Source organism: Marinomonas aquiplantarum (genome assembly GCF_003314975.1).
In the GTDB taxonomy this organism is placed as follows: Bacteria; Pseudomonadota; Gammaproteobacteria; order Pseudomonadales; family Marinomonadaceae; genus Marinomonas; species Marinomonas aquiplantarum.
Genome location: NZ_QNRF01000003.1, coordinates 295,613 through 322,374 on the forward strand (window position 1 = coordinate 295,613; position 26,762 = coordinate 322,374).

Here is a 26,762-nt window from a genome sequence, read left to right on the forward strand (position 1 = left end):
TGGGAGTATTTAGAATGCTAAAACGCTTCTACTGGTGTCTAATCGCCCTCATTTCGATCAGTTTAATGGCTTGCAGCACATCGCCGACAGGCAGAAAACAACTTATTTTATTACCCGATTCACAACTGGATGAAATGGGTGTGGCCTCTTTTCAGGAAATGAAAGCGGAACTACCGCAGACCGAAAATGAGGCCAATATTAAGCAAGTTGAATGTATCGCAGATCGCATTATCAATGTGCTACCAGACAAGTATCGCAATCAAGCTTGGGAAGTTAGAGTCTTTGAAGACGATCAAGTCAACGCCTTTGCTCTTCCTGGTTATAAGATTGGCGTATACACAGGCTTAATAAAGATCGCAGACAACGCCTCTCAACTCGCCGCCGTCATGGGCCACGAAGTTGCTCATGTACTAGCACGCCACGGTAATGAAAGAGTCTCCACGCAACTCGCGACAAGCCAAGCGCTGAATGTGACCTATGAGTTAAGTGGTGAAGACAGCAAAACCAAGCAAGCTATTTTTCAAGGTTTGGGCATCGGCGCGCAAATCGGTATTATTTTGCCCTTCAGTCGTACTCATGAAACAGAAGCCGATGAAATTGGTTTGGAGTTAATGGCCAAAGCAGGGTTCGACCCAAGAGAAAGCGTTAAACTCTGGCAGAACATGAGCAAACTGGGCGACAGTAAAAATCCAGAATTTTTATCAACACACCCCTCTAATGAGAGCCGTATCAGAGACTTGAATGCCAAGATGACCTCACCACTGGCAAACTACCTCAGGCTGAAAGAACAAAATAACATTGCGCGCTGCGAATAATTAGACAACGGATAATAAAAGGCTTTATTTATGTCGGATAAGATGACTTCTAGTGTTTCAGGATCAAGCAAAACCTCGCCAGCAAGTAAATCTTGGCCTTTATATTTGATCATCATAAGTGCGGTTTGTTTAACCTTCATTAGTCAGTTGTATTTAACCTCGGCACAAAGCCTCACTGCAGGGTTACTGTTTGCTTGTATTGCCCTTTGGGCCACTTCGATTGTACCAGCCTATTTACCTGCCCTTGGGCTGTTCGCCTTCGCCACCGCCACGGAATTAGCCCCTAACCAAGTGGTCTTTGCGGGCTTCCATTCATCCACTTTCTGGCTGTTGTTCAGTGGTATGGTCTTTGGTGCCGCCATTAAACACTCAGGTCTCAACCAGCGCGCCACTTTCTTACTTACCCGTATTCTGGGAAACAGCTATCAGGGCACCATCATCAAGATTGCTTTATTCGCTATGGCTCTGGCGTTTTTGATTCCTTCTGGTGTGGGTCGCGTGGTATTGATCATTCCAATTGTGGCGACCTTAGCAGATCATTTTGGCTATCAAGAAAATTCAAATGGCCGCACTGGTATGCTGTTAGCCGCGGCCTTTGGCACCTTCTCTCCTGCCTTTGCCATTCTCCCAGCCAATGCGCCCAATATGTTGCTGGCCGGTATGTTAGAAGCGCTTTATGATTCTCCTGTGTCTTATTGGCAATATTTAACCCTGCACTTTCCAGTGCTAGGTTTGGGGAAACTGGTGATGATTGTTGGCATCATTCTATGGTTATTCCCTGATCAGGATCCAGAGAAGAACTTGACCAGTAAGATAGAAGAAACCGTCATGAGCAATATCGAAAAGCGTCTACTTTGGGTGCTGTGCGTTTGTTTTGCTTTTTGGTTTACTGATACCTTGCACCATATTTCACCCGGTTGGATTGGTCTAATTGCCGCCATTATTTGCCTCTGGCCCAAATCAGGTTTAACCAGTAAGCAATGCATCGATAAAGACATCCAATACGGTACGCTGTTTTTCGCTGGCGGTGTCATAGGGTTAAGTGCCATAACCGCTTACTCAGGTTTAGGGGATATTTTGGTCAATACCTTGACTAGCGCTGTGCCTTTCTCAGCGGATTCGTCTTTCATTAATCTTGGTTTACTTACCTTGATCTCCACCTGTGTTGCCGTGGTCACTAACTTAACTGGGGTACCTGCTATCATGACCCCAATGGCTGAGCATTTGGCCGACATCACCGGGCTGTCTACCCAAGCGGTACTGATGAGCCAAGTGCTGGCTTTTTCTAATGTGTTATTACCCTATCAAGCACCACCACTCATTACCGCCATCGCCCTTGGCAAACTGTCCATTAAAGCGGTTTCCAAAGTGTGCCTGTTGAGCTTTTTGTTGACCAGCGTGTTGTTATTGCCTTTAAACTTACTCTGGTGGCAACTGCTTAACATGATTTAAGTTTTCTTTTAAAACGACAAGACGGTATGATTTGCGCTCTTCATTTAACCTCATGAAAAGGAATTTTCAGTGAAAAAAATCCTCGCTGTGCTCGTATTTGTTTTGCTTGCAGCTTGTCTCATCGCACCCAAATTTATTGCACCAAAATACCAAGAACAACTGTCGCAACTGGTAACCAACTTAAACTCAGCGCCTAGCTATGAAGCCAGCCTAGACACACTGGAAGAAGGCTGGTTCAAGTCTAAAAGTGTGTTACACCTGAGCTATGATTTGAGCATGGTTGACCCAAACTTATACGGTCAAAAACTCGAAGCCGACTTAGTACTTGATAGCCGTTTCGGCCCACTCCTGTTGTCTGATGCTGGTACGATTGGTTGGTTTGATGTTCACGCATATTATGCGGGTGATTCATTGCGCGAAACGCTCAACTGGCCGGAGGATCAAGCCTTTTTCGATGCGTCTGTGGTGATGGATTTGATGGGCAACGTAAAATCCGTCGACCAAATCCCAGCCTTCGACATTAACGAGGGCGATTTCACCTTTAGTGGTTACAAGGGCAAAGGCACATTCGCCTCAAATAGCCTGGCATACCAAGGCCAAATAGAGCAGCTTAATTTAGACAAACACGATGACACATTACAGCTCGCCAATACCCAGCTAGCATTAAACATTCAAAGTAGCGCTGAAGTCTTAACCTCCGGTGGTTTCTACAATGGCGACATCAGCATTGGGTTTGATCAGTTTTCTTTAGGTTCACAAGATAACCCAAATGAGCTTGAAGTAAACGGCGCTTCACTCTTAGTGTCTTCTCAACTGGACGAAGACGCCCAATTAGGCAAAATCGTCTCTCGCTATGCCGTGAATAACGTTCGATCAGATGAATTCAGCGCTGATGACTTATCATTGGTGATTGAAATGACCAATTTAAGTAACCAGTTTTTCTTGGATTACAAAACCTTTTCTGATGCGGTATTAGCCGATGGCAAAGTTTCCCCAGACGAACTTACCATTGCCTTGTTCACTTTCATGACAGACAACATAGACGAATTGCTGTCACACCAACCTGAGATGAACATGACTGAATTCCGTGGTCGTTTAGCAGAAGGGTCATTCCATGCGACATTGAACAGCCGCCTAAAAGACATCAATGGTCCCATTAGTATCGATCAATTGTTGGATCAAAACTTTTGGTTATGGAACTTGATGGTGAACGCTAAACTACAAGCCGATGAAACCTTGATAAGTCATTTAGGCGAACGCTATTTAGCACAACAGATGCGCACTACCATCGATTCACCTCAGGTAAAACAGCAGGTGCAAATGCTGCTTAACAACTTCGTCCAGCAAGGTTTTATTAAGCGTGACAATGATCAACTGATGACGGAGATCGAGATTGCCGATGGTCAGGGAAAAATCTACGATTTCCCGTTCCCATTAGCCTACTAAAATCCATCATTCGTTTTGGCATTCAATAATGCATAAAAAATGGCCGCTTTCTTATTTAGGAAAGCGGCCATTTTATTGTCAAACTATCGGATACTTACGTCATTAAAACGCTTCGCCATTGTATTGCGTGACCATACAGTCTTTGCCTTTTTCTTTCAGCATCATACAAAAATCGACACTAAAGGACTTTTGTAAGAAAGGCCCTACTTTTAGCTGATACATAGTGCGACCTTTGACGTCTTTTTGATTAATCTTAGGCACTAACCCATCATAAGCTGTTGGATCGTTTTTCATTAATACCTGCCAGCCGCGAACCGCTTCATTACGATTTGAATAAGCCGCTAACTGCACACCGTAACCATCATTCGACATTGCGCTGTTAGTCGCTTGTGATGACGCCTGAGACACTTCTGTTGACGCCAAGGGTGCAGCTTGAGCCATGTTCATGTCATCCTCTGTCGCCGCTGCCAATGGTGCCGCTGGCATGGCTTCTGAGGACATAGCTTCTGAGGACATTGACGTTGAATCAGCCGCCATGGGGGCCATTGTGTCTGGAGAAGTTTCGACTAAAGGTGCAACATTGGTTGCCGCCATACTGTCATCCACATCAATCATAGTGGATTCGGAAGAGTCTGGCATTTCGTTGGCCGCTTCTAAAGCTAACTTTTCTTGTTTCAAGGCCGCCACTTCTGCCTCAAGCGCATCAATCTTATCTAGCTTAACTTGAGCGGTTTGCCACTGCTCTTCATGGGTTCGGACTTTGGTTTGTAAGTCTTCATAGCTCATGAAGGTGTTCTTTTCACCAGTTGATGAACAAGCCGCCAACACTAATCCCATTTGGACTACGATTAGCTTTTTCGTTATTCCCATTGCCATTCTCTCCATCTAGACGAATTATAGGGCTTGCACGTGAGCGTTATCGCCTCGACAAACCTGCAAGCCAAAAAATACCTTCAGCCAGTATATATAAGGTGTTGTCCCCATAAAATCAAAGCGTAGCGGCCAGCCTTACCAAGCACCACTAAGGGGATAAAATACCAAAGCGAAGTTCTAAAAACACCTGCCGCTAAAGCTATACCATCGCCTATAATGGGTAGCCAAGTAAAGAGCAAACTCCATACTCCATAGCGATTAAAGTAATATTCTGCTTTTACGCGCTTTTTTGAGTCAACTGGAAACCACCGACGCCCTTCAAAACGAGTCAGGTAAGCACCAAGAATCCAAGTGGTTACTGCGCCTAAACTATTACCGATAGTTGCCCAGCTCCAAAGCCAAATAAGGCTAATGGTTTCTTGCGCTGCGTAAAACAGTAGCAAGGCTTCAGACCCCAAGGGTAATACGGTGGCCGACAAAAATGACACGACCAAAATGGTGACATATTCCAAGTGACTTCTTACCTTCTAACAGACTTTCGGGGTCATTCACCAAAACCATGATCTAGCTCATGAAAATCGGCTAGCAATAATTATAAAAATAATTAATCCTACTAGCTGAATGAATTCTATATAACAAAATCAAGAGAGCCGAAGCACGGAGGCAAACCATGCTCAACCGCATAAATGATATCAAAATTCGCTATAAACTCTGGGCCATCATCGGCTTAATGTCATTGGGGACAACGGCGTTAATTTTGGTGTCGCTTTCGTCGCTTTTTTACAGCCACGTAGACGCTCGAAAAGAACGCACTGCTGACATTCTCGACATTGTAAACACGTCTCTATTATCCCTTTATCAACAGCAAGAAAACAATCAAATATCCCCACAGCAGGCAAAACAAGACGCTTTAGCCCTCTTGTCTGAGTTTCGCTATGGTGATGGGCAAAGTGTTTGGGTATTACAAAACAATGACCGCGAACTTATCAACGCACCAGCGTCTTATACTCGTCAACAACCTCCAGCGTCTTTAACCGCAGCGTTAAAAGCATCACAAACATCAAACACGGCGCAGCAAAACATTGAATTTCATTACCAAGATGCAACCGGTAATGAGCACAGCATGATTGCCAGCGCCCTAGACTTTAAGCCATGGCAACTGACGGTTATCACCACGACGTCTATGGATGCTGTCACTAACTTCTTTTTGGTGGCGCTAGTGGACTACGCCATTCTAGTGGGGATTTTAACCTTAGTCGTTGGCGGCACAGCCTTGTTTATTATTCATATGGTCACCACTCGTGTTACCAGTTTGTGCCATACCATGACGACGGTTCAACACTCAGGTGATCTCACCCAGCGAGTGGAATTTAGCGGCAAAGATGAAATGGGCGCGATGGCGAAAGCATTTAACAGCATGATGAATGATTTTCAAAGCATTGTACGCAATGTCACGCACTCCAGCGAAACCCTAGACGGCATTGTTGGGCAAACCAATCAGTCCACACAGAAAACTGTTGAAGGGGTGGCGCGTCAACTTTCTAACACAGACCAAGCCACAGAATTAATGCAAAGTGTGATGACTTCAGTTGAAGAAGCATTGGGCATTGCTGAGCAAGCAAAGAATAAAACACAGGAGCTTGGTCAACACTCGAAGCAAGGCTTGGGTGTGATGGACAAAGCCAATCAAGACATTCAACGCCTCTCTCATGAAGTTGGTCAGGCCGCTCAGCAAATACAAACCTTACGAGAAGAAGTGACACACATTCACGAGCGGCTGGGCATCATTTCCGAAGTGGCCGAACAAACCAATTTATTGGCGTTAAATGCAGCAATTGAAGCGGCACGAGCTGGAGAACAAGGACGTGGATTTGCGGTGGTCGCCGACGAAGTTCGCCATCTGGCACAAAGATCCCAGCTGGCCGCCACCGAAATTGGTGGGTTAATTGATCGATTAACACAGCAAACCGACACGGCGGTGGGGGTAATGGAGTCAGCACAAAGTACGGCCAATCAAGGGGCAAACCAAACCGCAGAAGCCGGACAAGCCTTTTCCGAAATTGCTGAAGGGGTGATTTCCATCTCGCAATTAAACAGCCACATCAGCCAGGCGGCTGATCGCCAATACGAATCTTCTCAAACCGTTCACCAAGCGTTAGGGGACATTGCGGTGATTTGTCAGGAAAACAACGACAACTCAACCGACATTCGGACTTCGGTTGATCAGCTACAAGACTGTGCGACACAGCTACGTCAGCTGGTCCATCAATTCAGCATCTAACTGCATGATTGGGCGTTTCAGCCTGAGCAAACGCCCAATCATCCTCTTTAATAAACAAATAATTTGCAAACAGGCCGATTTACGACTTTAACTTATTGGTGAGTTTCATTTTATTTGGGTATAGTGATCCAAAGGTTGTACGAAGAGTTCCTATTTTCATTACGCTATTAAAGGGTAGAAATAGAAATGCCGTCCGATACGCAAGATACGCTCGACTCTCTTTATCAACACATTCAAGCGGTGATTTTATCGCGCCAGCACCCTGTCACTGGGCTCTTTCCAGCCAGCACCAGCATTAATAACCACGGTAATTATACCGATGCTTGGGTACGTGATAATGTCTATAGTATCCAAGCCGTTTGGGCCTTATATTTGGCTTATAAACGCGCCTCTGATACCGATAAGCGCGCTCATGAGCTAGAGTTTGCTTGCATCAAGATGATGCGTGGCTTGCTGTTCGCCATGATGCGACAATCCCACAAAGTGGAAGCCTTCAAACACAGTCTTGACCCCAAAGACGCCTTACACGCCAAATACGACACAAAAACCGGTTTAGAAGCCGTCGCCGATGATGCGTGGGGGCATTTGCAAATCGATGCCACCAGCTTTTACTTGCTGATGATGGCGCAAATGACCAAAGCCGGCAGTAAAATCATTTTCTCTCGTGATGAATTCAATTTTATTCAAAACCTCATCTATTACATTTCACGTACCTATCGCACGCCAGATTACGGCATCTGGGAACGTGGCAATAAGGTGAATAATGGCAAGGCGGAAATCAATGCCAGTTCCGTTGGCATGGCCAAAGCCGCCATGGAAGCCATGGATGGTTTAAACCTGTTTGGTGACGACGGTCCTGAATGGGCTGTGGTTCACTCCTTTGCCGATGCGGTCGCGCGGGCAGGCTCGGTTTTGCAATCATTATTGCCGAAAGAGTCTCGCTCAAAAGAAGTCGATAGCGCTATTTTAAGCATCATTGGCTTTCCCGCTTTTGCCGTCAACGATGAAAAGCTTACCCGACGAACTCGGCAAGAAATCCTCAATAAATTGGGTGGTGAATACGGTTGTAAACGCTTCCTTCTGGACGGACACCAATCTGTCTTAGAAGACAAAAACCGGATTCATTATGAGTACGATGAACTCATTAACTTTGAACACATTGAGTCAGAGTGGCCGCTGTTTTTTACTTACTTATACATAGATCGTCTGTTTGCTCGTGATTGGGAAAGTGCCAATTACTATCGCCACAAGCTCGAAACCCTAATGGTTGAAAAAGACGGTCAAAAACTCTTACCTGAGCTTTATTATGTCCCGCAAGAGAACATCTTAGCGGAAAAAGAAAAGCCCGGTTCACAACGTCGTTTGCCGAATGACAATTTGCCGCTGGTATGGGCGCAGAGCTTATACCTTGTCGGTAAAATGCTTGATGAAGAGCTGATTAAAACTGACGACCTAGACCCACTCGGATTGCACAAGATCCAGCATAGAAAACATAAAATCACCACCTCTATGGTGATTTTGGCGCAAAACGATAAAGTCAAACAAAAGCTAATGGACGCGGGCTGCTTGTGCCAAACCCTTGACGAAATTGCACCTCTCAAAGCCATTACCGCCGAACAGCTGGTGACAACCTACCAACACTTGGGCGAATCCACTTCCCTCGGCTTAACCGGTCGTCCAAATCGCGCCCTTAATAGTTTGGCAACGTCACAGGCGTTTAGCATCAATAACGAGCATTATTTGTGTCTCTCTTGGATACAAAACGAAGACAAAGATTACCGTAAGATTGACCCAGATTTGTTCCAAGCGCACATTCGAAATGAGCTTACCAGCTTAGCAAATCATTGGTATTACCAAGCCAACGCGGTGTTTACTATTTTAATTGACGAAGCCATCAGTGAAATGAGCAACAGTCATGAACTGTTTGAATTCATTCGTCTTTTACAAAAGCGTGAAAATGATGCTTATCGCGTCATCCCACAATCCGCTAAAAACGCATTCAAATCAGGCAATCGTCGCGTCATTACCATGAAGCCGAGTGACTCTCTGCAGTTGGGCATTCAATTAAGCCATCATGAACGCAGCTGGCCACTGGCGGACGATGATCAATACTTCTCCCTTGACCAAGAGCATGCCACGACCGACAACCTATTGTCGCAGTTGTCTGAAACCCCTTCTCTTAATCAAGCCGTACATTGCCTGACCTTGCTCGGGGAACGTAAAGCTTTGATGAATACCTTACCCAATTCAACGCCAGCCACGACCGCATACAAAGTACTGCATAAAGTCTATTTGCAAACCCTTATCTCCGAGAACTGGCGTGCCGCTCGGCAACTCTATGCTCTGTTGATTACACCAACCACGGATCTAGCGACCTACATCGCAGATATTACCGTAAGACAACGTTTCTTAGTTGTTGGCGAAACCCCAGACAGCGAGATTGAGATCAGCTCCCCCTTACATCAAGACGCCATTCTTGAAGCGATGAGAAAGACGTCCAGCAGTGCCATCAGTTTGGTTCTGTGTCATGAATTAATTGCCATCGCCGGTACCTTAATCCGCACTCAGCCAGACTTCTTTTCGGGGATCCGCACCATTCGCATTCATAACCTTGTAATGCTGTGTGCTCGCTACTTTGACCCAGATGACTCTGCTCCTATCTATGACACTTTGGCTAAAGTATCTCCAAGCGCACTCTACTTTGCCCTTGAACATGTGTTAAAACAAAAACACGACGAATTCGCCCACGTTGCCACCAGCTTGCGATACCATCACACCACAGATGCCCAAGGGGCCCTAAAAGACATTGATTGGTTCGAGTGGCGCTCAGAGCAAGGCATGATTACCAAGCTACCGGATAGTCTTTTGCTGCAATTTTGGGAAAGTCTAAGTCACGTCAATACCATTGTCTTTGGTGACTTACAAAGCAATACACGACTCGATTGCAAACGCGCCTTAAACTCCATGACACCTGGGGAGGACACCTTTGCCCTACTCGTCGAAGACCTCACCTCTGACATTCACCCTAGTTGGTATAAGAGTTTAATTTTTGAGGGCTTATACGCCTTCATTCAGTTCTGTCAGCAACACAAAAAATGTCAATTTGAGCAGGAGGTCAACCTTCCTGTATTAGTGTCTCAAGCCGCTATGGACTATGCTAAACAGTATCAGGCAGAACATCCTGAAGAAGATCAAATTGCAGCGGCCGTGGATGACTTTGCCCAGATCACACCAAGCAAAGCCAATCAGTTCTTGCGCTGGGCGGTCAGCAAGCTTCATAGTCATCAGTACCAACATTCATCGAGTGAATAAATTGACTCTGGCTGGAGAATTGAATGGATTTAGTCAAGCACGACTTGTTTCAAGATTTAGCGAAAACGCAATGTGCCGACCCTTTTGGGTGTTTAGGACGTCACCAAGATCCAGTGACTCAACAGCAAACCTTGTATGTGTGGCAACCTGAAGCGGAGTCCGTTCTGGTTTTAGCCATTGATCAAGATAAAACTCTGATGCAAATGACGCCCTCTGAACTCAGTGGGCTCTTTACCGCCCCTTGGCCTGAGGACATTGGTCACACACATTATCGACTAAAAATCCAATACCAAGATGGTAATCACCATACTATCGTCGATCCATATCAGTTTACTGACAGCAGTTTCAAAGACCCTGAACACCACACAGCGAATCTCTTTAAAAGCCAAGGAGCCATTCAGCGCAGCGCGTACATTCATGATGAGCTAAGCATCCAAGGGGCTCGTTTTGCTGTCTACGCTCCGGCCGCTCGCTCTGTGTCTGTGGTGGGAGATTTTAATAGTTGGGATGGGCGAGTTCATCCAATGTCGAGTAACGGCGATGGCATATGGCGCTTATTTATACCAGACGTCAACCATGGCGCCCGTTATAAATTTGAAATTCGCGCCCATGACGGTGAATTATTACCTCATCGTACGGACCCTTACGCACAACAGATTGAACAATTCCCATCATTTGCCAGCATTACATGCTTTGATCGTCACCATGTTTGGGCTGACTCAGACTGGCGACAACGCTCCGTTGAGGATCTCTACGAACGTCCCATGAGTATTTATGAAGTACACCTCGGCTCATGGCGGCGCAAAGCGGGCAATCAGCCTCTTAGCTATTTAGAACTCAAAGACCAGCTGGTGCCTTATGTTAAAAGCATGGGGTACACCCACGTAGAGCTATTACCCATCACTGAATACCCGTTTGATGGCTCTTGGGGCTATCAACCAGTTGGGCTGTATGCTGTCACCTCACGCTTTGGTCACCCTGAAGACTTTAAGGCTTTGGTTGATGCCTTTCACCAAGCAGGTATTGGCGTGATTATGGATTGGGTGCCTGCGCATTTTCCGGCTGACAGTCATGGTTTGGCGAATTTTGACGGCAGCAAACAATATGAGTACCCAGATCCGAAAAAGGGTTGGCATCCAGAATGGAACTCCTTGATCTATGATTTCGGCAAAGATCACGTGGTCAATTACTTAATCAGTAACGCGGTTTATTGGTTGGAAGAGTTTCATATTGATGGTTTACGCGTCGATGCTGTGGCTTCCATGTTATACCTTGATTATGCCCGAGAAGAAGGAGAATGGATTGCAAACCAAGACGGCGGCAATCACAACTATGAAGCCATCGCATTCCTGCGAAAACTCAATGAAACCATTTACCTTAATCACCCCAGTTGTTTTACCGTGGCGGAGGAATCGACCGCTTTTCCTGGCGTTTCTAAACCAACCTTTATGAATGGCTTAGGTTTTGGCTTCAAGTGGAACATGGGATGGATGAATGACACCCTAGACTACATGCAACGAGATCCGATTTATCGACAATATCATCAAGGCGCATTGAGCTTTAGCATGGTGTACGCGTTTGACGAGCAATTTGTTTTACCCATTTCCCATGACGAAGTAGTCCACGGTAAATACTCGATGATCGACAAGATGCCAGGTGATGCCTGGCAGAAGTTCGCAAACTTACGCGCCTTTTCAGCTTACATGTATTGTCATCCGGGGAAAAAGCTAAATTTCATGGGAAATGAATTTGCACAGGGACAAGAATGGAGTCACGAACGCTCACTCGACTGGCATTTGCTCGACATTCCCTATCATAAGGCGCAACAGGATCTGACCAAAGATTTAAACCAGCTCTATCAGCTACAAGTCAGCTTGCATTGTGATCATTCTGCCGAAGGCTTTGAATGGATCAGTCACGATGACAGTCAGAACAGTATTCTGGCCTTTGTACGACGGGCTAAAGACTCCTCTCAGCACCTTTTGGTCATCATCAATTTTACGCCAACGCCCCACTCTTCCTATCGAATTGGTGTGCCCGAAACTGGAACATATCGAGTGCTAATGAATACGGATGATGCGGTTTACCAAGGCAGCCAGTTTACCCAGCAATCAACCTATTCAACCGAGCCTATATCGCATCACGGCCGGGCGAATAGCGTCGAGGTACAGGTTCCCCCATTGTGTGGACTAATTTTAACGTGGCAGCAGGATTGATTCGGCGATTTAACTAGGAGAATTCAAGGTGAGCGCATATCAGGTGACCCAAGGCCAAACGTTTCCGTTGGGCCCTTCTATTCATCCCGATGGGATCAATTTCGCCGTGGTATCAGAAGACGCAAGTCAATTGTACCTCTGCCTATTTGATGAACATAACCAAGAATTGGAATCCATCCCCTTTATTGCCAAGCACAGAGGCATTTGGCATATGCTCGTGTTGGGGTTAAAGGCGGGACAAAGATATGGCATTCGAGCCGAAGGTCCATTTGAGCCGGAAAAACAACTCGTGTTTAACCCAGCCAAGCTGCTCATTGATCCCTACGCAAAAGCTCTAACCGATAAATTAGTTTGGCATCCAGATCAAGCTGCTATTACTGAACAGGGTGTGATCCAAGCACAAGACTCTGCTCATTGCGTGCCTAAATGTCTGGCCATAGAACCCAAGGCTCAAGCCACACGACCTGCTAGAGTCAATGTGGCGAGCCATGAGCGCAGCCTATATGAACTGCACGTAAAAGGCTTTACCCAACAGCTGGATATTGACGAACAACACAAAGGCAAATACTTAGGCGTCATTTCTCGCCCTGCGATTGCCCATCTACAGTCTCTCAATATCACCACCATTCAGTTGATGCCTTGCTTTACCTTTATGACGGAAAGGCATCTGCACCAACTGGACCTAAATAATTATTGGGGATACAACCCAATCAACTTTTTTACCCCAGAACCGTCCTATGCTGAAAACGATGCGGTAGTCGAATTTCAAGCCATGATTGATGGACTCAGAGAGGCGGGATTCGAAGTTATTTTGGACGTGGTATATAACCACACGGCTGAAAGCGAATTGGATCAATCTTGTGTGAGTTTCAGAGGATTAGACAACGGACGCTATTACCGCCATCAAGCGGGACAATACTTAAACTACACAGGGTGCGGAAACTGCTTTGATACCTTCAATCCAGCCAGTATTCGTCTCATTTGTGACAGCATGCGCTATTGGGTGGATGTCATGGGAGTAGATGGCTTTCGCTTTGACTTAGGTGTGGATCTGGGGCGTACCGACCATGACTTCAGCGCCAATGCACCTTTACTGCAAGCCATCTTACAAGACCCAATCCTAAGCCAAACCTGTCTTGTCATGGAACCTTGGGACATCGGCCCAAACGGTTATCAAGTCGGGCAATTTCCGAAGGGATTTTTAGAATGCAATGATAAATACCGCGACTCAGTGAAGCGGTTTTGGCATGGTGATTCAGGCATGATAGCCGAGTTCGCTACACGGCTTTTAGGGTCAAGAGATTGTTTCCATAAAGGCCATAAGAGCGCATTGAATTCCGTCAATTACATTACCTATCATGACGGTTTTACATTAGAGGATTTGGTGTCTTACGAAGCGCGCCACAACCTGGCTAATATGGAAGACAATAGAGATGGTCATGGCGATAACATCAGTCAAAATTTCGGTGTGGAAGGCGAAACCCAAGACCCCGAAATACTGGCCTTGCGACTCAACCAGAAAATTTGCTTTCTTGCCACCTTATTATTAAGCCAAGGCACTCCTCACCTATTAGGCGGCGACGAGCTGTCTCACAGTCAACAAGGTAATAACAATGCATACTGCCAAGACAATGACATCACTTGGCTCAATTGGTCTAAAGCATCACAGAGCCAGATATTAAAAGACACCATCAGCCAACTCATGGCATTACGCAAAGCCTACCCTATTTTGGCTGAGGTACACCTTGAAGATGATGCTTTGTTTCAGCATTTACCAGCTGACCAAGTGACTTGGCTAAATGAAAACAGTGACACTATGAGCCACGGAGATTGGCACACCCCGGATCGACATTTTATCGCCTTACTGTTAACCACGGCCAACCTGAGCAGTCGCTTATGGTTGATCTTTTACAACCAAGCTGCGCCAATTAACCTGCCTTTTCCTTCCCTGTCCGACCAAGATCAGGAGGTGAAGGCTGAGGTGCTATTTCAGTCTCCTAATGTTCAATTGACAGAGAAACATGTCACTTGCTCAGGTGCCAGCGTGGCTTTAGTTAGACTCTAAAAATCTATGTCCTTGAGGATTTAAAGCCCATACGAAAGCCACCCCAGTGCTGCCCTTTCACATAGATGGGCACGGATAAATCGTGAAGAATTTCCCCTGTATCACGCTTATAGGTTTGCAATAAGAAGCTCTCCGTGTGAGCACCACAGCGACGCCCGGTTGGATCATCAAAAATACGTTTAGTACGGTTACTCACTAAGTCCTTGTCGTAATCCCCTGTTAACGGTTGACTGAATTTCCTATTGTGAGTTGGAAAATACCCATTGAGATCGACGGCCCCCGCAAACATGACTTCTTCATGTCGCTCTAAAACTTCCTCCTGAATAGCCGGAAAAGTTTGGTCGCTGTAATGATCATAAGCGGTACTGTACTTTGTCGGATTCGTACCTTGAATGGCTTGATAGTCTTGCGAGAAAACCTGTTTTATCGTGAGCTGGTTTTGATCAACGGCCGCTTCCAAGACCAGTCCAATTTGCTGGGCAGCCTGTTGCGCCGTTTGCAATAGTTTCGAAAAGAACAAGTCTGAATTCACTTTGTCTAACTCACGGAAAACGATTTCCGCGCCATTGCTCAAGCTGGCTGCTTCTTCAGATAAGCGATCACTGCGCTGTGAGATGTCTTGTAAAGATTGACCAATACGAGCAATTGAGCCGCTTATTTGCGAACTAACGGTTCCTAATTCTTCACCACTGCTTTCCACTTCGGATAACACGAGAGAGGCATTTTGCACTTCTTCTGTTAACGCAATAAAGCGATCGGTTTCTCCTAACAAGGTTGCCGACAAAGACTCAGATAGACTCTTTAACGCATGCATTTCTTGATTCGTGCCAGAACTGTTGTGCCGAACTTCAATCAGTAAGGCAGATATTTGCTCTGAAGCATCCGCACTTTTTCCCGCCAACGCTCGTACTTCATCCGCCACCACGGCAAAACCACGCCCTTGTTCACCAGCCCTTGCAGCTTCAATTGCTGCATTCAGTGCCAGCAAGTTAGTTTGCTCTGATACCCCTTTAATCACCTCAGTGATGCGGTCAATGTCGTCAGCACTTTTGGTCAATTTGGCCAGTTGATCATTAGCACTTTGTACTTTTTCTGTGAGTTCATTAATCTGATCCGCACTTTGTGACAAAGCAGTCTGCGCTGTGCTGCTGGATTGCGCGGTATCCGACATGGTTTTGGCAAGCTGCCCCAAGTTATTAGACAAGCTCAAACCTGTGCTAGATAACGTCTCTACCGCTTGAGTAATTTGCTCACTGTCTTGATGTGTATGGTGGATGTCTTTACTTAATGAGTCGACAAAGTGAGACACTTCCGCAGCTCCGATGGCCATACGTGAAGTGGCTTGGGTAACATTTTGACCGATTTCAGAATAAGAGGATGAGGAATAAATGGCTGACGTATCCCCTACTTTATCAGGTAGGTTAAGTCGTTTCTCTAGATAGGTACGCCATAAGGTCAACCCGGCTAACAAAGCACCGATAAGACTATAAGGTAAGGCAATATCACCAGAGAAATAACCAATGGCAAATAGGATAAAGAGCCCTAGTACGCAGCTCATTTGAAAGTACAACATAGTATCATCCTTTATTATAATTATTTTTTTATCCTAGGCTCGGATTAATCTGGGTCAATGTAAATCGGATCAGATACGACTAAAGTCTAAGTCCATAACCTTCATTTAATAACATCCTTAACATACGATCTATTACATTGCAGTCTTAGGATTTTTATCGTGAACGTGATATAACAAGACTCTAATGGATTTTAGGTATTAGGTAGTAGTTTGACAGATGTAACCGCATTCAGTGTTGACAGTAGCAACAGCATACACCAAGAAATAATGGACATTTCGCAAAAACGTGTTCTGATTATAGAAGACATAGGTGAGATGCGCATTATGCTTAAGTCATTAATGACGTCACTGGGTTACAGCAAAATTGATGTGGAATACTCTGGCCAAATGGCCATCAAACGAATCCTAGAAAAACATTACGATGTTATTCTTTCTGACTATAACCTTGGCGGCAGCATCGACGGCCAACAGATCCTAGAAACGTCTCGCAAAAACTATGCTCAAGATCATTCCACAATTTTTATCATGGTAACCGCAGATACGGCCTATGAAAGTGTGGTCAGTGTATTGGAATATCAACCAGACAGTTATCTGGTAAAGCCCTTCCCTCCCGCCGCTTTTTTCCGTCGGCTTGAAAAAGTTCAAAAGCAAAAGAAGATCTTCGAAGGCATCAACACTGCTCGTAAACTCAATGAATACGAAAAGATGGAAGCGCAGGCAAAAAGCATCATGGCGGAATACCCTCATTTCGCCAGCCAATGCCTAAAAATCATTGGGGAATCTTTGTATGCCCGTGGTCGCTATAAAGATGCGAAAAGTCATTACATGCTGATTATTAAGAATCATAAAACGCTCGCTTGGGCCCATTACGGCATTGCGCAATGTGAAATGCAACTGGGTGCCGTGGGAGCGGCCATTAAGAAGTTAGAACAGACCATCGAATTAAGCCGTCACTTTCTGTCTGCCTACGATTTGCTCGCGAATGCTCACGAAGACCAAGGCAACCTTGAAGACGCTCAGTTTGCTATGAAACGCGCTCTCGAAGTTTCTCCTCGATCGAATGAACGTTGCTTGCGCTTAGCGGATTTAAGCGCCAAAGTCGCCGATTGGGAAACGGCTGAACACGCCTATTCTCGTATTATTCGTCTCACTCGTGACACCATCAATGAGAAAGTCGAATACTACTATGAGTACCTCAAGTGTCTCACCAATATGATGAATGCTGGCGGTGACAACGCGAAACTAGCGGATAAGTTTAAACGCTCTTTAATTCGTTTACGTTCCTTTGGTAAGGCTAACCCGGCGGCTATCTCCAATTCGTTTCGCATTGAAATACAGCAATATCTCACCCGTGAACACACTGGGGAAGCCATTAAATCTTGGAAGCAATGGAACCGATTAATTAAGTCGGGGCAAGCTTCGCCTCTCACGGATGCCCAAAAACACACGCTGAAAAAGCGTCTTGGCTTGCTATAAACCCCATTTCCTTTTACTGTCTGGGCGATATCCATTAGCCAATAAGAGTGTGTCCATTTTATGTCGTCTAACCAAGACTTTTCGAATCTCATGCCCGATGTCATCCTCGATGCAGTGGAGTCACTCGGCTTTTGGACAGATGCCAGAATTTATCCCCTGAACAGCTATGAAAACCGTGTCTATCAAGTAGGCATTGAAGATGCATCACCTCTTATTGCAAAGTTCTATCGCCCTAACCGTTGGACGCTGGCTCAAATTCAAGAAGAACACGATACTTTAATCAAATTGGCCAATGAGGGACTGCCTGTCGTCGCTCCTCATGTGATTGAAGGTAAAAGTGTGTTTACCCATCAGGGGTTGGTATTTTGTCTGTCACCAAGACTTGTGGGCCAACACCCAGAAGCCGAAAACCTAGATCAGCTGTTTCAGATCGGTGAACTGATCGGCCAACTACATCAGAGTCTTGGTCAAACAAGCTTTCAACATCGCATTGAGGTGTCTCCTCTTGAGCAAATTCGCAGCGCTGCCTCTCGTATTCTTGACAGCACCGCGCTGCCCAAAGCATTAAAAGCACCTTATCAACAACAGATTTCAAGCTTATATGACTTGTGCGAGACACAAATCCAACGCTATTGGCCAGCTCAATTGCGCCCTATTCATGGCGACAGTCATCGCAGTAACCTCATTCTCAGTAACGAACAATTCCACCTACTGGATTTTGATGATTGCCAAAATGGGCTGGCCGTTCAGGATTTATGGTTACACCTAACCCAAGTAAACCTTGCCAAACAACAGCTAAGTGAGCTGCTAGAAGGCTATGAAAGCTATCAATCGTTTGACTCTAGAGAATTGGCCTTGATCGATGTCTTCAAATGCTCTCGTGTGATTTGTTACGCCGCTTGGCTACTTCAGCGACAAACAGACCCAGCATTTGTCAAAGCTTTCCCTTGGTTTGCCAGTGAAGAGTATTGGCTAAATCACCTGAATGAATTAAAAGAATGCCAGAACGAATGGGGACAAATTCTCTAATGACATCTCTTAATGCCAACCTTAAATCATTATTTGGTTTCGAGTCCTTCCGCCAAGGACAAGCTCCAGTGGTTGAACAACTGTTAGCGGGCCACTCTTCGCTTGCCGTGTTTCCAACAGGCTCAGGCAAATCATTGTGCTATCAATACACAGCGACTCAGTTACCTCACCTCACATTGGTGATTTCACCTCTGATCGCTCTGATGCATGACCAATTAGCTTTCCTAAAAGCCAAGGGCATTGCTGCTGCCAGTTTGGATTCCACACAAAGTCGAGAAGAAAGCCAAGCGGTCATGGCAGGCGTAAAAACAGGACAAATCAAAATCCTGATGATTTCAGTGGAACGTTTCAAGAATGAAAATTTCCGCCGTTTTATCCAGCAAGTTGCCATTTCACTACTCGTTGTGGACGAAGCACATTGTATTTCGGAATGGGGCCATAACTTTCGACCAGATTATCTGAAACTGCCGTTTTACCAGCAGGAATTAAAAATACCATTGGTGTTATTGCTCACCGCCACAGCCACTCGTCGAGTGCAAAAAGACATGGCGCAGAAATTTCAGATCCAACCACAACACATCATTCAAACCGGCTTTTATCGCTCCAATTTGGACATCGAATTACAACCGATTCCAGCCATACAAAAAAACCATCAGCTTGATCAAATTCTAAGGCACACGCAAGGGGCAAGCATTGTCTATGTCACTTTACAAAAGACCGCCGAAGACGTCGCACACTACCTCATTCAACAAGGTCATCAAGCTCAAGCCTACCATGCGGGACTAAACAGTGAAGACAGGGCGCAGATACAACAGCGCTTTATGTCTGGTCAAACGCGGATCATTGTCGCCACCATTGCCTTTGGTATGGGCATAGACAAAGCAGACATACGTCTAGTGGTACATTATGACTTGCCGAAATCCATTGAGAATTACAGCCAAGAAATTGGCCGCGCTGGCCGCGACCAAAAGCACAGTAAATGCATTTTATTGGCGAATTTAGAAGGTCTACATACCTTAGAAAATTTTGTTTATGGTGACACACCTGAACGTCATAATATCGCGTGTTTGCTTGAAACCATCTTACAAGAAACACAACAACAAGAATGGGAAACGCAACTTTATCATTTGGCCAATCACACCAACATTCGATCGTTGGCCTTAAAAACACTCTTGGTTCAGCTCGAGCTCAAGCAAGTCATTGCGCCTAAATACAGCTACTATGCAGACATTAAAGTAAAGTGGGAAACGGATCCTCAGCAGTTTATGCAGCAGCTACCATCCCATTGGCAAGCAAGCTTCCCCTTGCTACTAGAAGGCATTCATTTCAAAAAAATCTGGGGCGTTCCTGACTTTGCGTGGCTGCAAAACAACGCTAATTTAAACCGTCAACAAGTATTAGAAATGCTGGAATTTGCCGAACAGCAACAGGCGCTTACCTTAGACAGTAAAAGTCTGACTGAGGTTTATCAGGTATATCCTGAAAGACTGCAAGATACACTTTTATTAGAGCAGTTGGATGAATACGTTCAGCAGAAAGAGACATCAGAAATAGAACGCATTGCGACCATGATTCGATTCTTCGAATTAGACCGATGTCTGAATCACAATTTGGCCCGTTACTTTGGCGATCAACAAGCGCCTGAGCATTGTGGGCATTGCTCAGTATGTCGACACAGTGTGTTGCATTTTCCACCGCAGCACTCGTCTCTAGCACCTTCTTTGGATAGCTTGGGGGAATACATAAAACCCTTTTGTCAGGCCGTACAGCAAAAAGCGCCCAACATACGTGTCACGGCAACCTTGATCACACGCTTTTTAACCGGCCTGAGTCAGCCTATTTTCACTAAAATAAAAGCCCGTCAATTGCCAGGCTTTGGTGATTTTGAACAAGCATCTTATCAAGCCGTTTACGCACAGGTAAGGAAACAGTTTCAAGAGTAAGACGCTTGCGAGATAGGAAACAGAGTATCGAAACTCACTGCTCTTCAATGCGAGGGTCTGAGGCAGGTTCTAACACACTCACCTCTATCAGATTGTTATCGGGGTCATTAAAGTACACCGATTGAATCGGCCCAGTAGCACCACTCTTTGCGACAGGGCCTTCGATGATGTTGACCTCACAAGCTTCAAGGTGAGCCACCAGCTTTTCAAGTGACCAATGGGCAATCAAACATAAGTCACCGGCTCCTTCCATGGCGTGATTTCGCAACTCTTGACCCAATTTTTGGAAGTTGATTTTCTGTTCACCAAAACGCACCGCGCGTCGACCTTCGCCAAAGGTAATGGCTTCCATCTGTAAGACTTTTTCATAAAAAGCGACGGCAGTCTCAATGTCTGCAACGGTTAATACTATGTGGTCAATATGACTAATCATCCGCGCTTAATCTCCTGTACAAATCCGTTGGTATCGCGCCATGCTACGAGGGATAAGAAAGAAAAACAAGCTTAAAAAGCGAACTCAATTCAACAGGGAAATCGGGTCCATTTGACCGTCTATTAAGCCTTGTTTTTGACGACGGTTGAGCTTTTTAATACGACTTTCAATCATCAAAGCTTCCCGTTTTGAACCTACCGGATGTTGCCAAACTAATTCTAATGGCCCTTTCCCTCGCAGATAGCGTGCTGCTTTTTTACTGTCACCAGAATGCTCTTTAAAGCGCCTGTCCACATCAGTACTTATACCAGTATATAAGGTATTCAGACGAGTCTTAATAATATAGAGACTCCAATTTGTGTCCGTCTTATTCGCCACCGCTATTTGCCTTGAATCCGTCACCTTATCTCCTTAGTTTGCTTAGCCAATAATCATAAACAATGTCAACGCCGTTGCCAGCCCCATAAGGTAATTAAAACCACGCTGACGTTTGGGCTCCGTCAACCAAATACGTATTTTCATTCCCGCCCAAGCCCAGATGGAGATAGCAATAAAACCAAGACAAGCAAACGCCAGCAAAATCGACATACCAGATGTCAAATAGTCATCGCCAGCAATCGCAAAGGTACTGACGCAACCTAAGGACATCATCCAAGCTTTTGGATTCACGTATTGAAATAAAGCAGCTTGCCACCAACTCATCGGCTTGGCCGCCAGTTCACCACTCTCAAGACGACCAACAGGCGCACTGGCAATTTTCCAAGCCAACCACAGCAGGTAGACACAGCCCAGCCATTGCAAAACAGAATATAAAGGCGGATACAAACTGAACACCGCCCCTAACCCTAATAAGGTGGCTAATAACAAACTGGACATACCAAGGACAATCCCCAGCATATGCGGAATGGTACGACGAAAACCAAATTGCGCCCCAGATGCCAATAACATGATGTTATTTGGCCCTGGTGTTACCGAGGTAATAAAAGCAAACATGGCCAATGCCACAAAAAACGATGTATCCATCTGCTAATCCTTTTTATATTGAAACACGTCCTGCAAAAAGCCTTTGATACTGGCTTTTTTCGCTTCCAAACGCTGCTCTTCAGGCTTCACACCAATATCCGCACATTGCTCTACTGTCATTGTTTTTAATGCTTTACGAGTTTGAAAACGTAAAACACAGGCTTGTAAATGAGCGAATAAACCAATTGCTAACATGACCTATCTCCTTGCGCTGACGGTGTATCCTAATAATACCCCTTTGTGTATGTCCCTATACTTTAATGCAGGGCTAAGTCCCAATACAGATTCAAAAAAACCTTTATTTCATCATACAGATTGGCAGATTACGCTCTGTATGGTGTCATTTTAGCAAATCTGTATGGTTATTTTCTGTATTCAAGCATCTTACAATAGTGGCAACGCAATACAGTTAAACAGATTGGGAGAAATAAATGACTCTATATGAAAACCTCGCCATTCGTCTACGCGAGCACATCGAGCTTGGTTTCTATAAACCTGGAGACAAACTTCCTTCTGTTAGACAACTCGCGAAAGAACATGGTGTTAGTATTTCCACTGTTCAAGAAGCCTATCGCCAACTAGAGCAAGAGCTCTTAGTAGAAGCCAAACCAAAATCAGGTTACTTTGTTAGTGTTCAAAACAAGGACAATCTACCCAGCATTTCTCGTCCACCACAACGCCCTTTAGAAGTATCTCAGTGGGAAGAAGTCCTCAACATGCTGATGATTCGCAGTCGCACTGATGGCGTCCAATTACAGCATGCGATGCCTGACATGAAAGCCACCACACTTAAGCCACTACTAAAAGATTTGAGTAAACAGAATCCTGAGGTTGGTTTAAGCTATTCTGACGTTCGGGGTACGAAAGAACTCAGAACGCAATTGTCTCGTTTGGCTGTAGCATCTGGCTGTCAGCTCCACCCTGATGACCTAGTCATCACCTCTGGCTGTCAGGAAGCCTTATCTGTGTGTTTGCGCGCAGTCACCGAGCCTGGCGACATTATAGCCATCGAATCACCCAGTTTTTATGGCTCTATGCAGGCGATCAAAGCCGCTAACCTAAAAGCCATGGAAATCCCCACTCATCCAGAAACAGGCATCAGTTTAGAAGCGCTAGAATTAGCACTGGATCAATGGCCAATCAAAGCCATTTTCGTTACACCAACCTGTAATAATCCTATGGGGTACACCATGCCAGAGGATAAAAAGGAGCAACTTTACCGACTGGCGCAAAGTTATGACATTACCATCATAGAAGACGACATTTACGGTGATATTTCCTTCCAGTTCCCACGCCCTAAAACCATCAAATCCTTCGATACTGATGGACGTGTCTTATTGTGCTCTTCATTTTCCAAATCCATTGCGCCCGGTATGCGCGTCGGTTGGATCGCACCAGGGCGATACCGCGACAAGGTGACGCACATAAAATATGTGTCTAGTTCCATGTGTCCAGTCACGCCACAATTAGCCGTGGCCAAATTCATTCGTCTTGGCGGCTATGCAAAACACATCCGAAACATGCGACTAAATTATGAAAAACAAAGAGATATGTTGCTAAAAGCCATTAAGGCCTATCTTCCCAAAGACACTCGTGTCAGTTTTCCGGCTGGCAGTTTTATCTTATGGGTAGAATTAGCAAAAGACATCGACAGCATGAAATTGGTAGAAAAATGCCGCCAAAAAGGCGTCGGTTTTGCCCCTGGTCCCTTATTTTCGGCCACCGGAAAATACCGTAATTGCTTTCGCTTAAATTACAGTGAAAAGAATGTTGAAAAACGGGAAGCGGCCATTAAGACACTGGGGCAAGTCATTGCGGAGATGCAGCCAGACTGATCTGAACAGCGCTTTAAACATTTAAATAATGCGACCAATCGGTCGCATTATTTTAGGATTTGACGCGTTTAATGTTGATTAGAATTGGGCTGCCTGTCATAGGGTCTGGTATCAAATCACATTCCACACCATACAGCTCCATGACGAGCTCTTTCGTCATCACGTCTTTCGGGCTGCCCTGAGTAATGATCTTGCCGTTTTTCATCGCCACAATGTGATCGGCATAACGGCAGGCACTGGGTAAATCGTGAACCACCATGGCGATGGTTTTGCCCTCTTCAGACAATTCCCGAATCAGCTCAAACACTTCAATTTGATGGCCCAAGTCCAAAGCCGAAGTAGGTTCATCCAAAAGCAGTAACGGGGTTTCTTGCGCAATAGACATGGCAATCCAAGCTCGCTGTCTTTGACCACCTGAAAGGGTATCCAATAAACGCGCTTGAAGGTCACTCAAATCCGCCGCTTTAAGAGCATAATCAATGGCTTCTTGATCACTCATGGCCCATTGCTTAAGGGCACTTTGATGCGGATGGCGACCAAAACGAATTAATTCACTTACCGTAATCCCATCTGGAGCAATGGTATCTTGAGGCAGTAAGGCTAAGCGCCGCGCCACTTCTTTTGAAGGCAACTTATGAATATTTTTGCCATCCAATAAAACGGCACCACCACTCGGCGCATGAATACGAGATAAACCATTCAATAAAGTCGATTTACCACACCCGTTAGGGCCAACAATCGCAGTGACTTTGCTACTGGGCAAACGAATGTCTAACCCTTCGATAATCGTGGTTTTACCATGCTTCAAGGTTAACGCTTCAGCACCTAAAGAAACGGTATCAGACTGACTCACGAAACACTTATCCTTCTTAAATGACCTTAATAAAAGGCCTGATAATTTATATTGTCGACTTAGAACGCTGACGTATCAAAATCCAAATCAAATACGGACCACCAACAACGGAAGTCACAATACCAACAGGCAACTCAATCGGCGACAACACAGTACGGCCAACCAAATCTGCAACCACCATAATAAAAGCCCCAGCGAGCGCTGAGCCAATTAATGGAATACCTCGATAACGTGCAAACACACGCGCCATTTCCGGCCCAATCAAGGCCACTAATCCCACTGGGCCTGCCACCGCCACTGCCAAACCAGTTAAAATAATCGACAAACTTAAAGACGACAAACGCAACCATTTAGTGCTGGAACCCAGACCGGTAATCACCGCATCGGAAAATGGCAACAAAGAAAATAGATGAGTCAGCAACAAGCAGGCGATTAGACAAAATAACAAGCCAGCGCCGAGGATATTCACCATCAGTTCAGGACGAGCACTTAAACTACCCACCGTCCAAGGATACGCGGCATTCGCTGTATCAATGTCTACCTGACTTAACATCAGCTGAGTCATGGCTCCCGCAATGGCACCAATGCCAATACCAGCGACAATGAAACGATAACCGCGAGTACCACTACTGCCCGCTAGACCAAAGGCTAATGCCGTTGCGGTTGCCGCTCCGGCGAGCGCCATGGCGGATGGTGCGATGGAAATGGCGGTGCTGACCACAGACGACACAGCAAACGCCATCGCGGCGTTATCAATACCAATAATGCCTGGTGTGGCTAAGCGATTACGGGCTAAAGTTTGCATCAAGCAACCCGCCAGACTAAACGCGGCCCCCGTATAAATCCCCGCCAGCAAACGCTGCAAACGTAAATCTTGGACAACAAACTGACTTAAGGCATCACCATAACCAAACAAGGCTTGAATGACCTGCCATGGTGATAAAGCAACCGTGCCAATGGCCAGCGACGCAATACTGGCAAGTATCACCAAGCCTAGTAACAAAAGATTGCGGCGCAGCGCACGACGATCAAGCAAGCAAGAAAGTTGTCCTACAGTCAGGTTCACATAGCCCTGTGGCACGTTCGCCTGAGTAGAAGTAGTAGAAAGGCTATTCATCATAATGTCGGTAACCTATGCGCCCTGACAATCGCCAATAAAACAGGGGCTCCCACCATAGCCGTTAAAACACCCAACGGCATTTCGGCTGGCTGAGCCACCAATCGTGAGAACACATCCGCACTTAAAATCACCAATGGTCCAATCGGTAAACATAACCATAGGGTTCGACGAATGTCTGGGCCAACTAACGCGCGGGCGGCAAAGGGCACCACCAGACCAACGAACATTACAGGGCCAGCAATGGCCGTCGCAGCACCAACCAGCAGCGCTACAGCAAAGACGACAATCAAACGAATTCGTCCAGGCTTATAACCTAATCCTATGGCGACTCGCTCGCCAAGCGCCAAGGAGGCCAAGGGTCTGGCCACATAAACAACACAGGCAATAGCAATGGCAAATGAGGGTAATAATGACAACAGTTGCTCCACATTGCGGCCCGCAATGCTGCCTGTCACCCAAAAGCGGATTTCATCGGCGGCGCGCTCATTGTACAGCAACAACAAAGAGGTCATGGCAATCAATAAACTGGACAGGGCTGCACCAGCTAACACCAAGCGTATAGGATCATTACGCTGGCCTTGCATTTGCGCTACACCAATCACACAAAAACAACCAATAAGAGCTCCTAATTGAGCAAGACCAACCGACAAGGTCGCCGTACTAGCGCCGAAAGCCAAAGCAATCGCGACGGCAAAAGCGCTGCCTGAACTGACGCCAAGCAGACCAGGCTCAGCCAAAGGATTACGAGCGACCGACTGCATAAGCGCGCCAGCCAAGCCCAAACTTAAGCCAGCAAAGATACCAATTAAAGTACGCGGCAAACGAAGCTCGAATACAACAAAACGAGTGTCGTCGGATCCGGCTCCCATAAATAGAGCCATTACGTCACTCGGGCCAACATCGCCAGCACCAAAAAACAGGCTCGCCAGACAGCAAAATACCAGCAGCAAGGCTACTGGTATTAAAACGCTCAGAATCGACCGCTGAGCAGGCGGTGTTTGAAACCACAGTTGCATC

21 protein-coding genes are annotated in these 26,762 nt (G+C 45.8%); 11 read left to right on the plus strand and 10 right to left on the minus strand.

The annotated features are described in order from the left end of the window. Nucleotides 1-14: 14 nt before the first annotated feature. The 3 genes from DFP76_RS07220 (at nt 15) to DFP76_RS07230 (ending at nt 3,713) form a co-directional block, all read left to right on the plus strand. Entirely contained in the window at nt 15-815 is an 801-nt protein-coding gene (locus tag DFP76_RS07220) for a M48 family metallopeptidase (protein WP_113873979.1), read from the plus strand. 30 nt (nt 816-845) lie between these two features. Continuing rightward, nucleotides 846-2,267, plus strand: coding sequence for an SLC13 family permease (locus DFP76_RS07225; RefSeq protein ID WP_113873980.1), 1,422 nt, complete (start codon nt 846-848; stop codon nt 2,265-2,267). Nucleotides 2,268-2,336: 69 nt separating this feature from the next. Then, on the plus strand, nt 2,337-3,713 hold the full coding sequence (locus tag DFP76_RS07230; protein WP_113873981.1) for a YdgA family protein: 1,377 nt from the start codon (nt 2,337-2,339) through the stop codon (nt 3,711-3,713). Nucleotides 3,714-3,815: 102 nt separating this feature from the next. On the opposite strand, the gene DFP76_RS07235 is transcribed toward DFP76_RS07230, so the two are convergent. Continuing rightward, nucleotides 3,816-4,583: an SPOR domain-containing protein gene (locus tag DFP76_RS07235; RefSeq protein WP_113873982.1), complete on the minus strand. Its 768-nt coding sequence runs from the start codon at nt 4,581-4,583 to the stop codon at nt 3,816-3,818. An 83-nt stretch (nt 4,584-4,666) separates the two neighbouring features. Next, nucleotides 4,667-5,098 (minus strand): YqaA family protein, encoded by a 432-nt coding sequence (locus tag DFP76_RS07240; protein ID WP_113873983.1) that lies wholly within the window; start codon nt 5,096-5,098, stop codon nt 4,667-4,669. 158 nt (nt 5,099-5,256) lie between these two features. Here DFP76_RS07240 and DFP76_RS07245 point away from each other — a divergent pair, with 158 nt between their 5' ends. From DFP76_RS07245 to glgX, 4 genes are all read left to right on the plus strand, one after another. Next, a complete protein-coding gene (locus DFP76_RS07245) occupies nt 5,257-6,867 on the plus strand; it encodes a methyl-accepting chemotaxis protein (RefSeq protein WP_113873984.1) in 1,611 nt (536 codons plus the stop codon). 186 nt (nt 6,868-7,053) lie between these two features. Beyond that, on the plus strand, nt 7,054-10,179 hold the full coding sequence (locus tag DFP76_RS07250) for a phosphorylase b kinase regulatory subunit alpha/beta (protein WP_113873985.1): 3,126 nt from the start codon (nt 7,054-7,056) through the stop codon (nt 10,177-10,179). Nucleotides 10,180-10,202: 23 nt separating this feature from the next. After that, on the plus strand, nt 10,203-12,395 hold the full coding sequence (gene glgB / locus DFP76_RS07255) for a 1,4-alpha-glucan branching protein GlgB (RefSeq protein ID WP_113873986.1): 2,193 nt from the start codon (nt 10,203-10,205) through the stop codon (nt 12,393-12,395). Nucleotides 12,396-12,423: 28 nt separating this feature from the next. Next, entirely contained in the window at nt 12,424-14,460 is a 2,037-nt protein-coding gene (glgX, locus tag DFP76_RS07260; RefSeq protein ID WP_113873987.1) for a glycogen debranching protein GlgX, read from the plus strand. 4 nt (nt 14,461-14,464) lie between these two features. Here glgX and DFP76_RS07265 read toward each other — a convergent pair whose 3' ends face one another. Continuing rightward, a complete protein-coding gene (locus DFP76_RS07265) occupies nt 14,465-16,033 on the minus strand; it encodes a methyl-accepting chemotaxis protein (protein WP_113873988.1) in 1,569 nt (522 codons plus the stop codon). A gap of 210 nt (nt 16,034-16,243) precedes the next feature. On the opposite strand from DFP76_RS07265, the gene DFP76_RS07270 reads away from it, so the two are divergent. Genes DFP76_RS07270 through DFP76_RS07280 form a run of 3 tightly spaced genes read left to right on the plus strand, consistent with a single transcriptional unit; the run spans nt 16,244 to nt 20,481 of the window. Next, nucleotides 16,244-17,509 carry a response regulator gene (locus tag DFP76_RS07270; RefSeq protein WP_113873989.1) on the plus strand — a complete coding sequence of 422 codons (1,266 nt, stop codon included), beginning with the start codon at nt 16,244-16,246 and terminating at the stop codon, nt 17,507-17,509. A 60-nt stretch (nt 17,510-17,569) separates the two neighbouring features. Beyond that, nucleotides 17,570-18,538 (plus strand): serine/threonine protein kinase, encoded by a 969-nt coding sequence (locus DFP76_RS07275; RefSeq protein WP_113873990.1) that lies wholly within the window; start codon nt 17,570-17,572, stop codon nt 18,536-18,538. Then, complete coding sequence (locus DFP76_RS07280) at nt 18,538-20,481, plus strand: RecQ family ATP-dependent DNA helicase (protein ID WP_113873991.1); 1,944 nt, start codon at nt 18,538-18,540, stop codon at nt 20,479-20,481. The genes DFP76_RS07275 and DFP76_RS07280 overlap by 1 nt, the downstream gene beginning before the upstream one ends. 34 nt (nt 20,482-20,515) lie before the next feature. Here the strand turns inward: DFP76_RS07280 and DFP76_RS07285 are convergent, their stop codons facing one another. The 4 genes from DFP76_RS07285 to DFP76_RS07300 form a co-directional block, all read right to left on the minus strand. Then, a complete protein-coding gene (locus DFP76_RS07285; protein ID WP_113873992.1) occupies nt 20,516-20,914 on the minus strand; it encodes a VOC family protein in 399 nt (132 codons plus the stop codon). 84 nt (nt 20,915-20,998) lie between these two features. After that, a complete protein-coding gene (locus DFP76_RS07290) occupies nt 20,999-21,316 on the minus strand; it encodes a GIY-YIG nuclease family protein (RefSeq protein WP_113873993.1) in 318 nt (105 codons plus the stop codon). An 18-nt stretch (nt 21,317-21,334) separates the two neighbouring features. Beyond that, nucleotides 21,335-21,937, minus strand: a complete 603-nt coding sequence (locus DFP76_RS07295; RefSeq protein ID WP_113873994.1) for a LysE family translocator — start codon at nt 21,935-21,937, stop codon at nt 21,335-21,337. A gap of 3 nt (nt 21,938-21,940) precedes the next feature. Continuing rightward, entirely contained in the window at nt 21,941-22,132 is a 192-nt protein-coding gene (locus tag DFP76_RS07300; protein ID WP_113873995.1) for a DUF1127 domain-containing protein, read from the minus strand. 236 nt (nt 22,133-22,368) lie between these two features. Here DFP76_RS07300 and DFP76_RS07305 point away from each other — a divergent pair, with 236 nt between their 5' ends. Next, nucleotides 22,369-23,772: an aminotransferase-like domain-containing protein gene (locus tag DFP76_RS07305; protein ID WP_113873996.1), complete on the plus strand. Its 1,404-nt coding sequence runs from the start codon at nt 22,369-22,371 to the stop codon at nt 23,770-23,772. Nucleotides 23,773-23,824: 52 nt separating this feature from the next. On the opposite strand, the gene DFP76_RS07310 is transcribed toward DFP76_RS07305, so the two are convergent. The 3 genes from DFP76_RS07310 to DFP76_RS07320 are packed head-to-tail and all read right to left on the minus strand — an operon-like array spanning nt 23,825 to nt 26,761. Beyond that, nucleotides 23,825-24,625 carry an ABC transporter ATP-binding protein gene (locus tag DFP76_RS07310; protein WP_113873997.1) on the minus strand — a complete coding sequence of 267 codons (801 nt, stop codon included), beginning with the start codon at nt 24,623-24,625 and terminating at the stop codon, nt 23,825-23,827. A 46-nt stretch (nt 24,626-24,671) separates the two neighbouring features. After that, nucleotides 24,672-25,745, minus strand: a complete 1,074-nt coding sequence (locus DFP76_RS07315; protein WP_113873998.1) for a FecCD family ABC transporter permease — start codon at nt 25,743-25,745, stop codon at nt 24,672-24,674. Further along, the gene (locus DFP76_RS07320) at nt 25,742-26,761 is read right to left on the minus strand and encodes a FecCD family ABC transporter permease (RefSeq protein WP_113873999.1); all 1,020 of its coding nucleotides are present in this window, start codon (nt 26,759-26,761) and stop codon (nt 25,742-25,744) included. The genes DFP76_RS07315 and DFP76_RS07320 overlap by 4 nt, the downstream gene beginning before the upstream one ends. Nucleotide 26,762: the final 1 nt, after the last annotated feature.

Bases quoted from the DNA above. Each gene is read 5' to 3' on its own strand.
- DFP76_RS07220 (WP_113873979.1), top strand. From the start codon at position 15: ATGCTAAAACGCTTCTACTGGTGTCTAATCGCCCTCATTTCGATCAGT.
- DFP76_RS07225 (WP_113873980.1), top strand. From the start codon at position 846: ATGTCGGATAAGATGACTTCTAGTGTTTCAGGATCAAGCAAAACCTCG.
- DFP76_RS07235 (WP_113873982.1), bottom strand. From the start codon at position 4,583: ATGGGAATAACGAAAAAGCTAATCGTAGTCCAAATGGGATTAGTGTTG.
- DFP76_RS07245 (WP_113873984.1), top strand. From the start codon at position 5,257: ATGCTCAACCGCATAAATGATATCAAAATTCGCTATAAACTCTGGGCC.
- DFP76_RS07250 (WP_113873985.1), top strand. From the start codon at position 7,054: ATGCCGTCCGATACGCAAGATACGCTCGACTCTCTTTATCAACACATT.
- glgB (WP_113873986.1), top strand. From the start codon at position 10,203: ATGGATTTAGTCAAGCACGACTTGTTTCAAGATTTAGCGAAAACGCAA.
- DFP76_RS07265 (WP_113873988.1), bottom strand. From the start codon at position 16,033: ATGTTGTACTTTCAAATGAGCTGCGTACTAGGGCTCTTTATCCTATTT.
- DFP76_RS07275 (WP_113873990.1), top strand. From the start codon at position 17,570: ATGTCGTCTAACCAAGACTTTTCGAATCTCATGCCCGATGTCATCCTC.
- DFP76_RS07280 (WP_113873991.1), top strand. From the start codon at position 18,538: ATGACATCTCTTAATGCCAACCTTAAATCATTATTTGGTTTCGAGTCC.
- DFP76_RS07285 (WP_113873992.1), bottom strand. From the start codon at position 20,914: ATGATTAGTCATATTGACCACATAGTATTAACCGTTGCAGACATTGAG.
- DFP76_RS07295 (WP_113873994.1), bottom strand. From the start codon at position 21,937: ATGGATACATCGTTTTTTGTGGCATTGGCCATGTTTGCTTTTATTACC.
- DFP76_RS07300 (WP_113873995.1), bottom strand. From the start codon at position 22,132: ATGTTAGCAATTGGTTTATTCGCTCATTTACAAGCCTGTGTTTTACGT.
- DFP76_RS07305 (WP_113873996.1), top strand. From the start codon at position 22,369: ATGACTCTATATGAAAACCTCGCCATTCGTCTACGCGAGCACATCGAG.
- DFP76_RS07315 (WP_113873998.1), bottom strand. From the start codon at position 25,745: ATGATGAATAGCCTTTCTACTACTTCTACTCAGGCGAACGTGCCACAG.
- DFP76_RS07320 (WP_113873999.1), bottom strand. From the start codon at position 26,761: ATGCAACTGTGGTTTCAAACACCGCCTGCTCAGCGGTCGATTCTGAGC.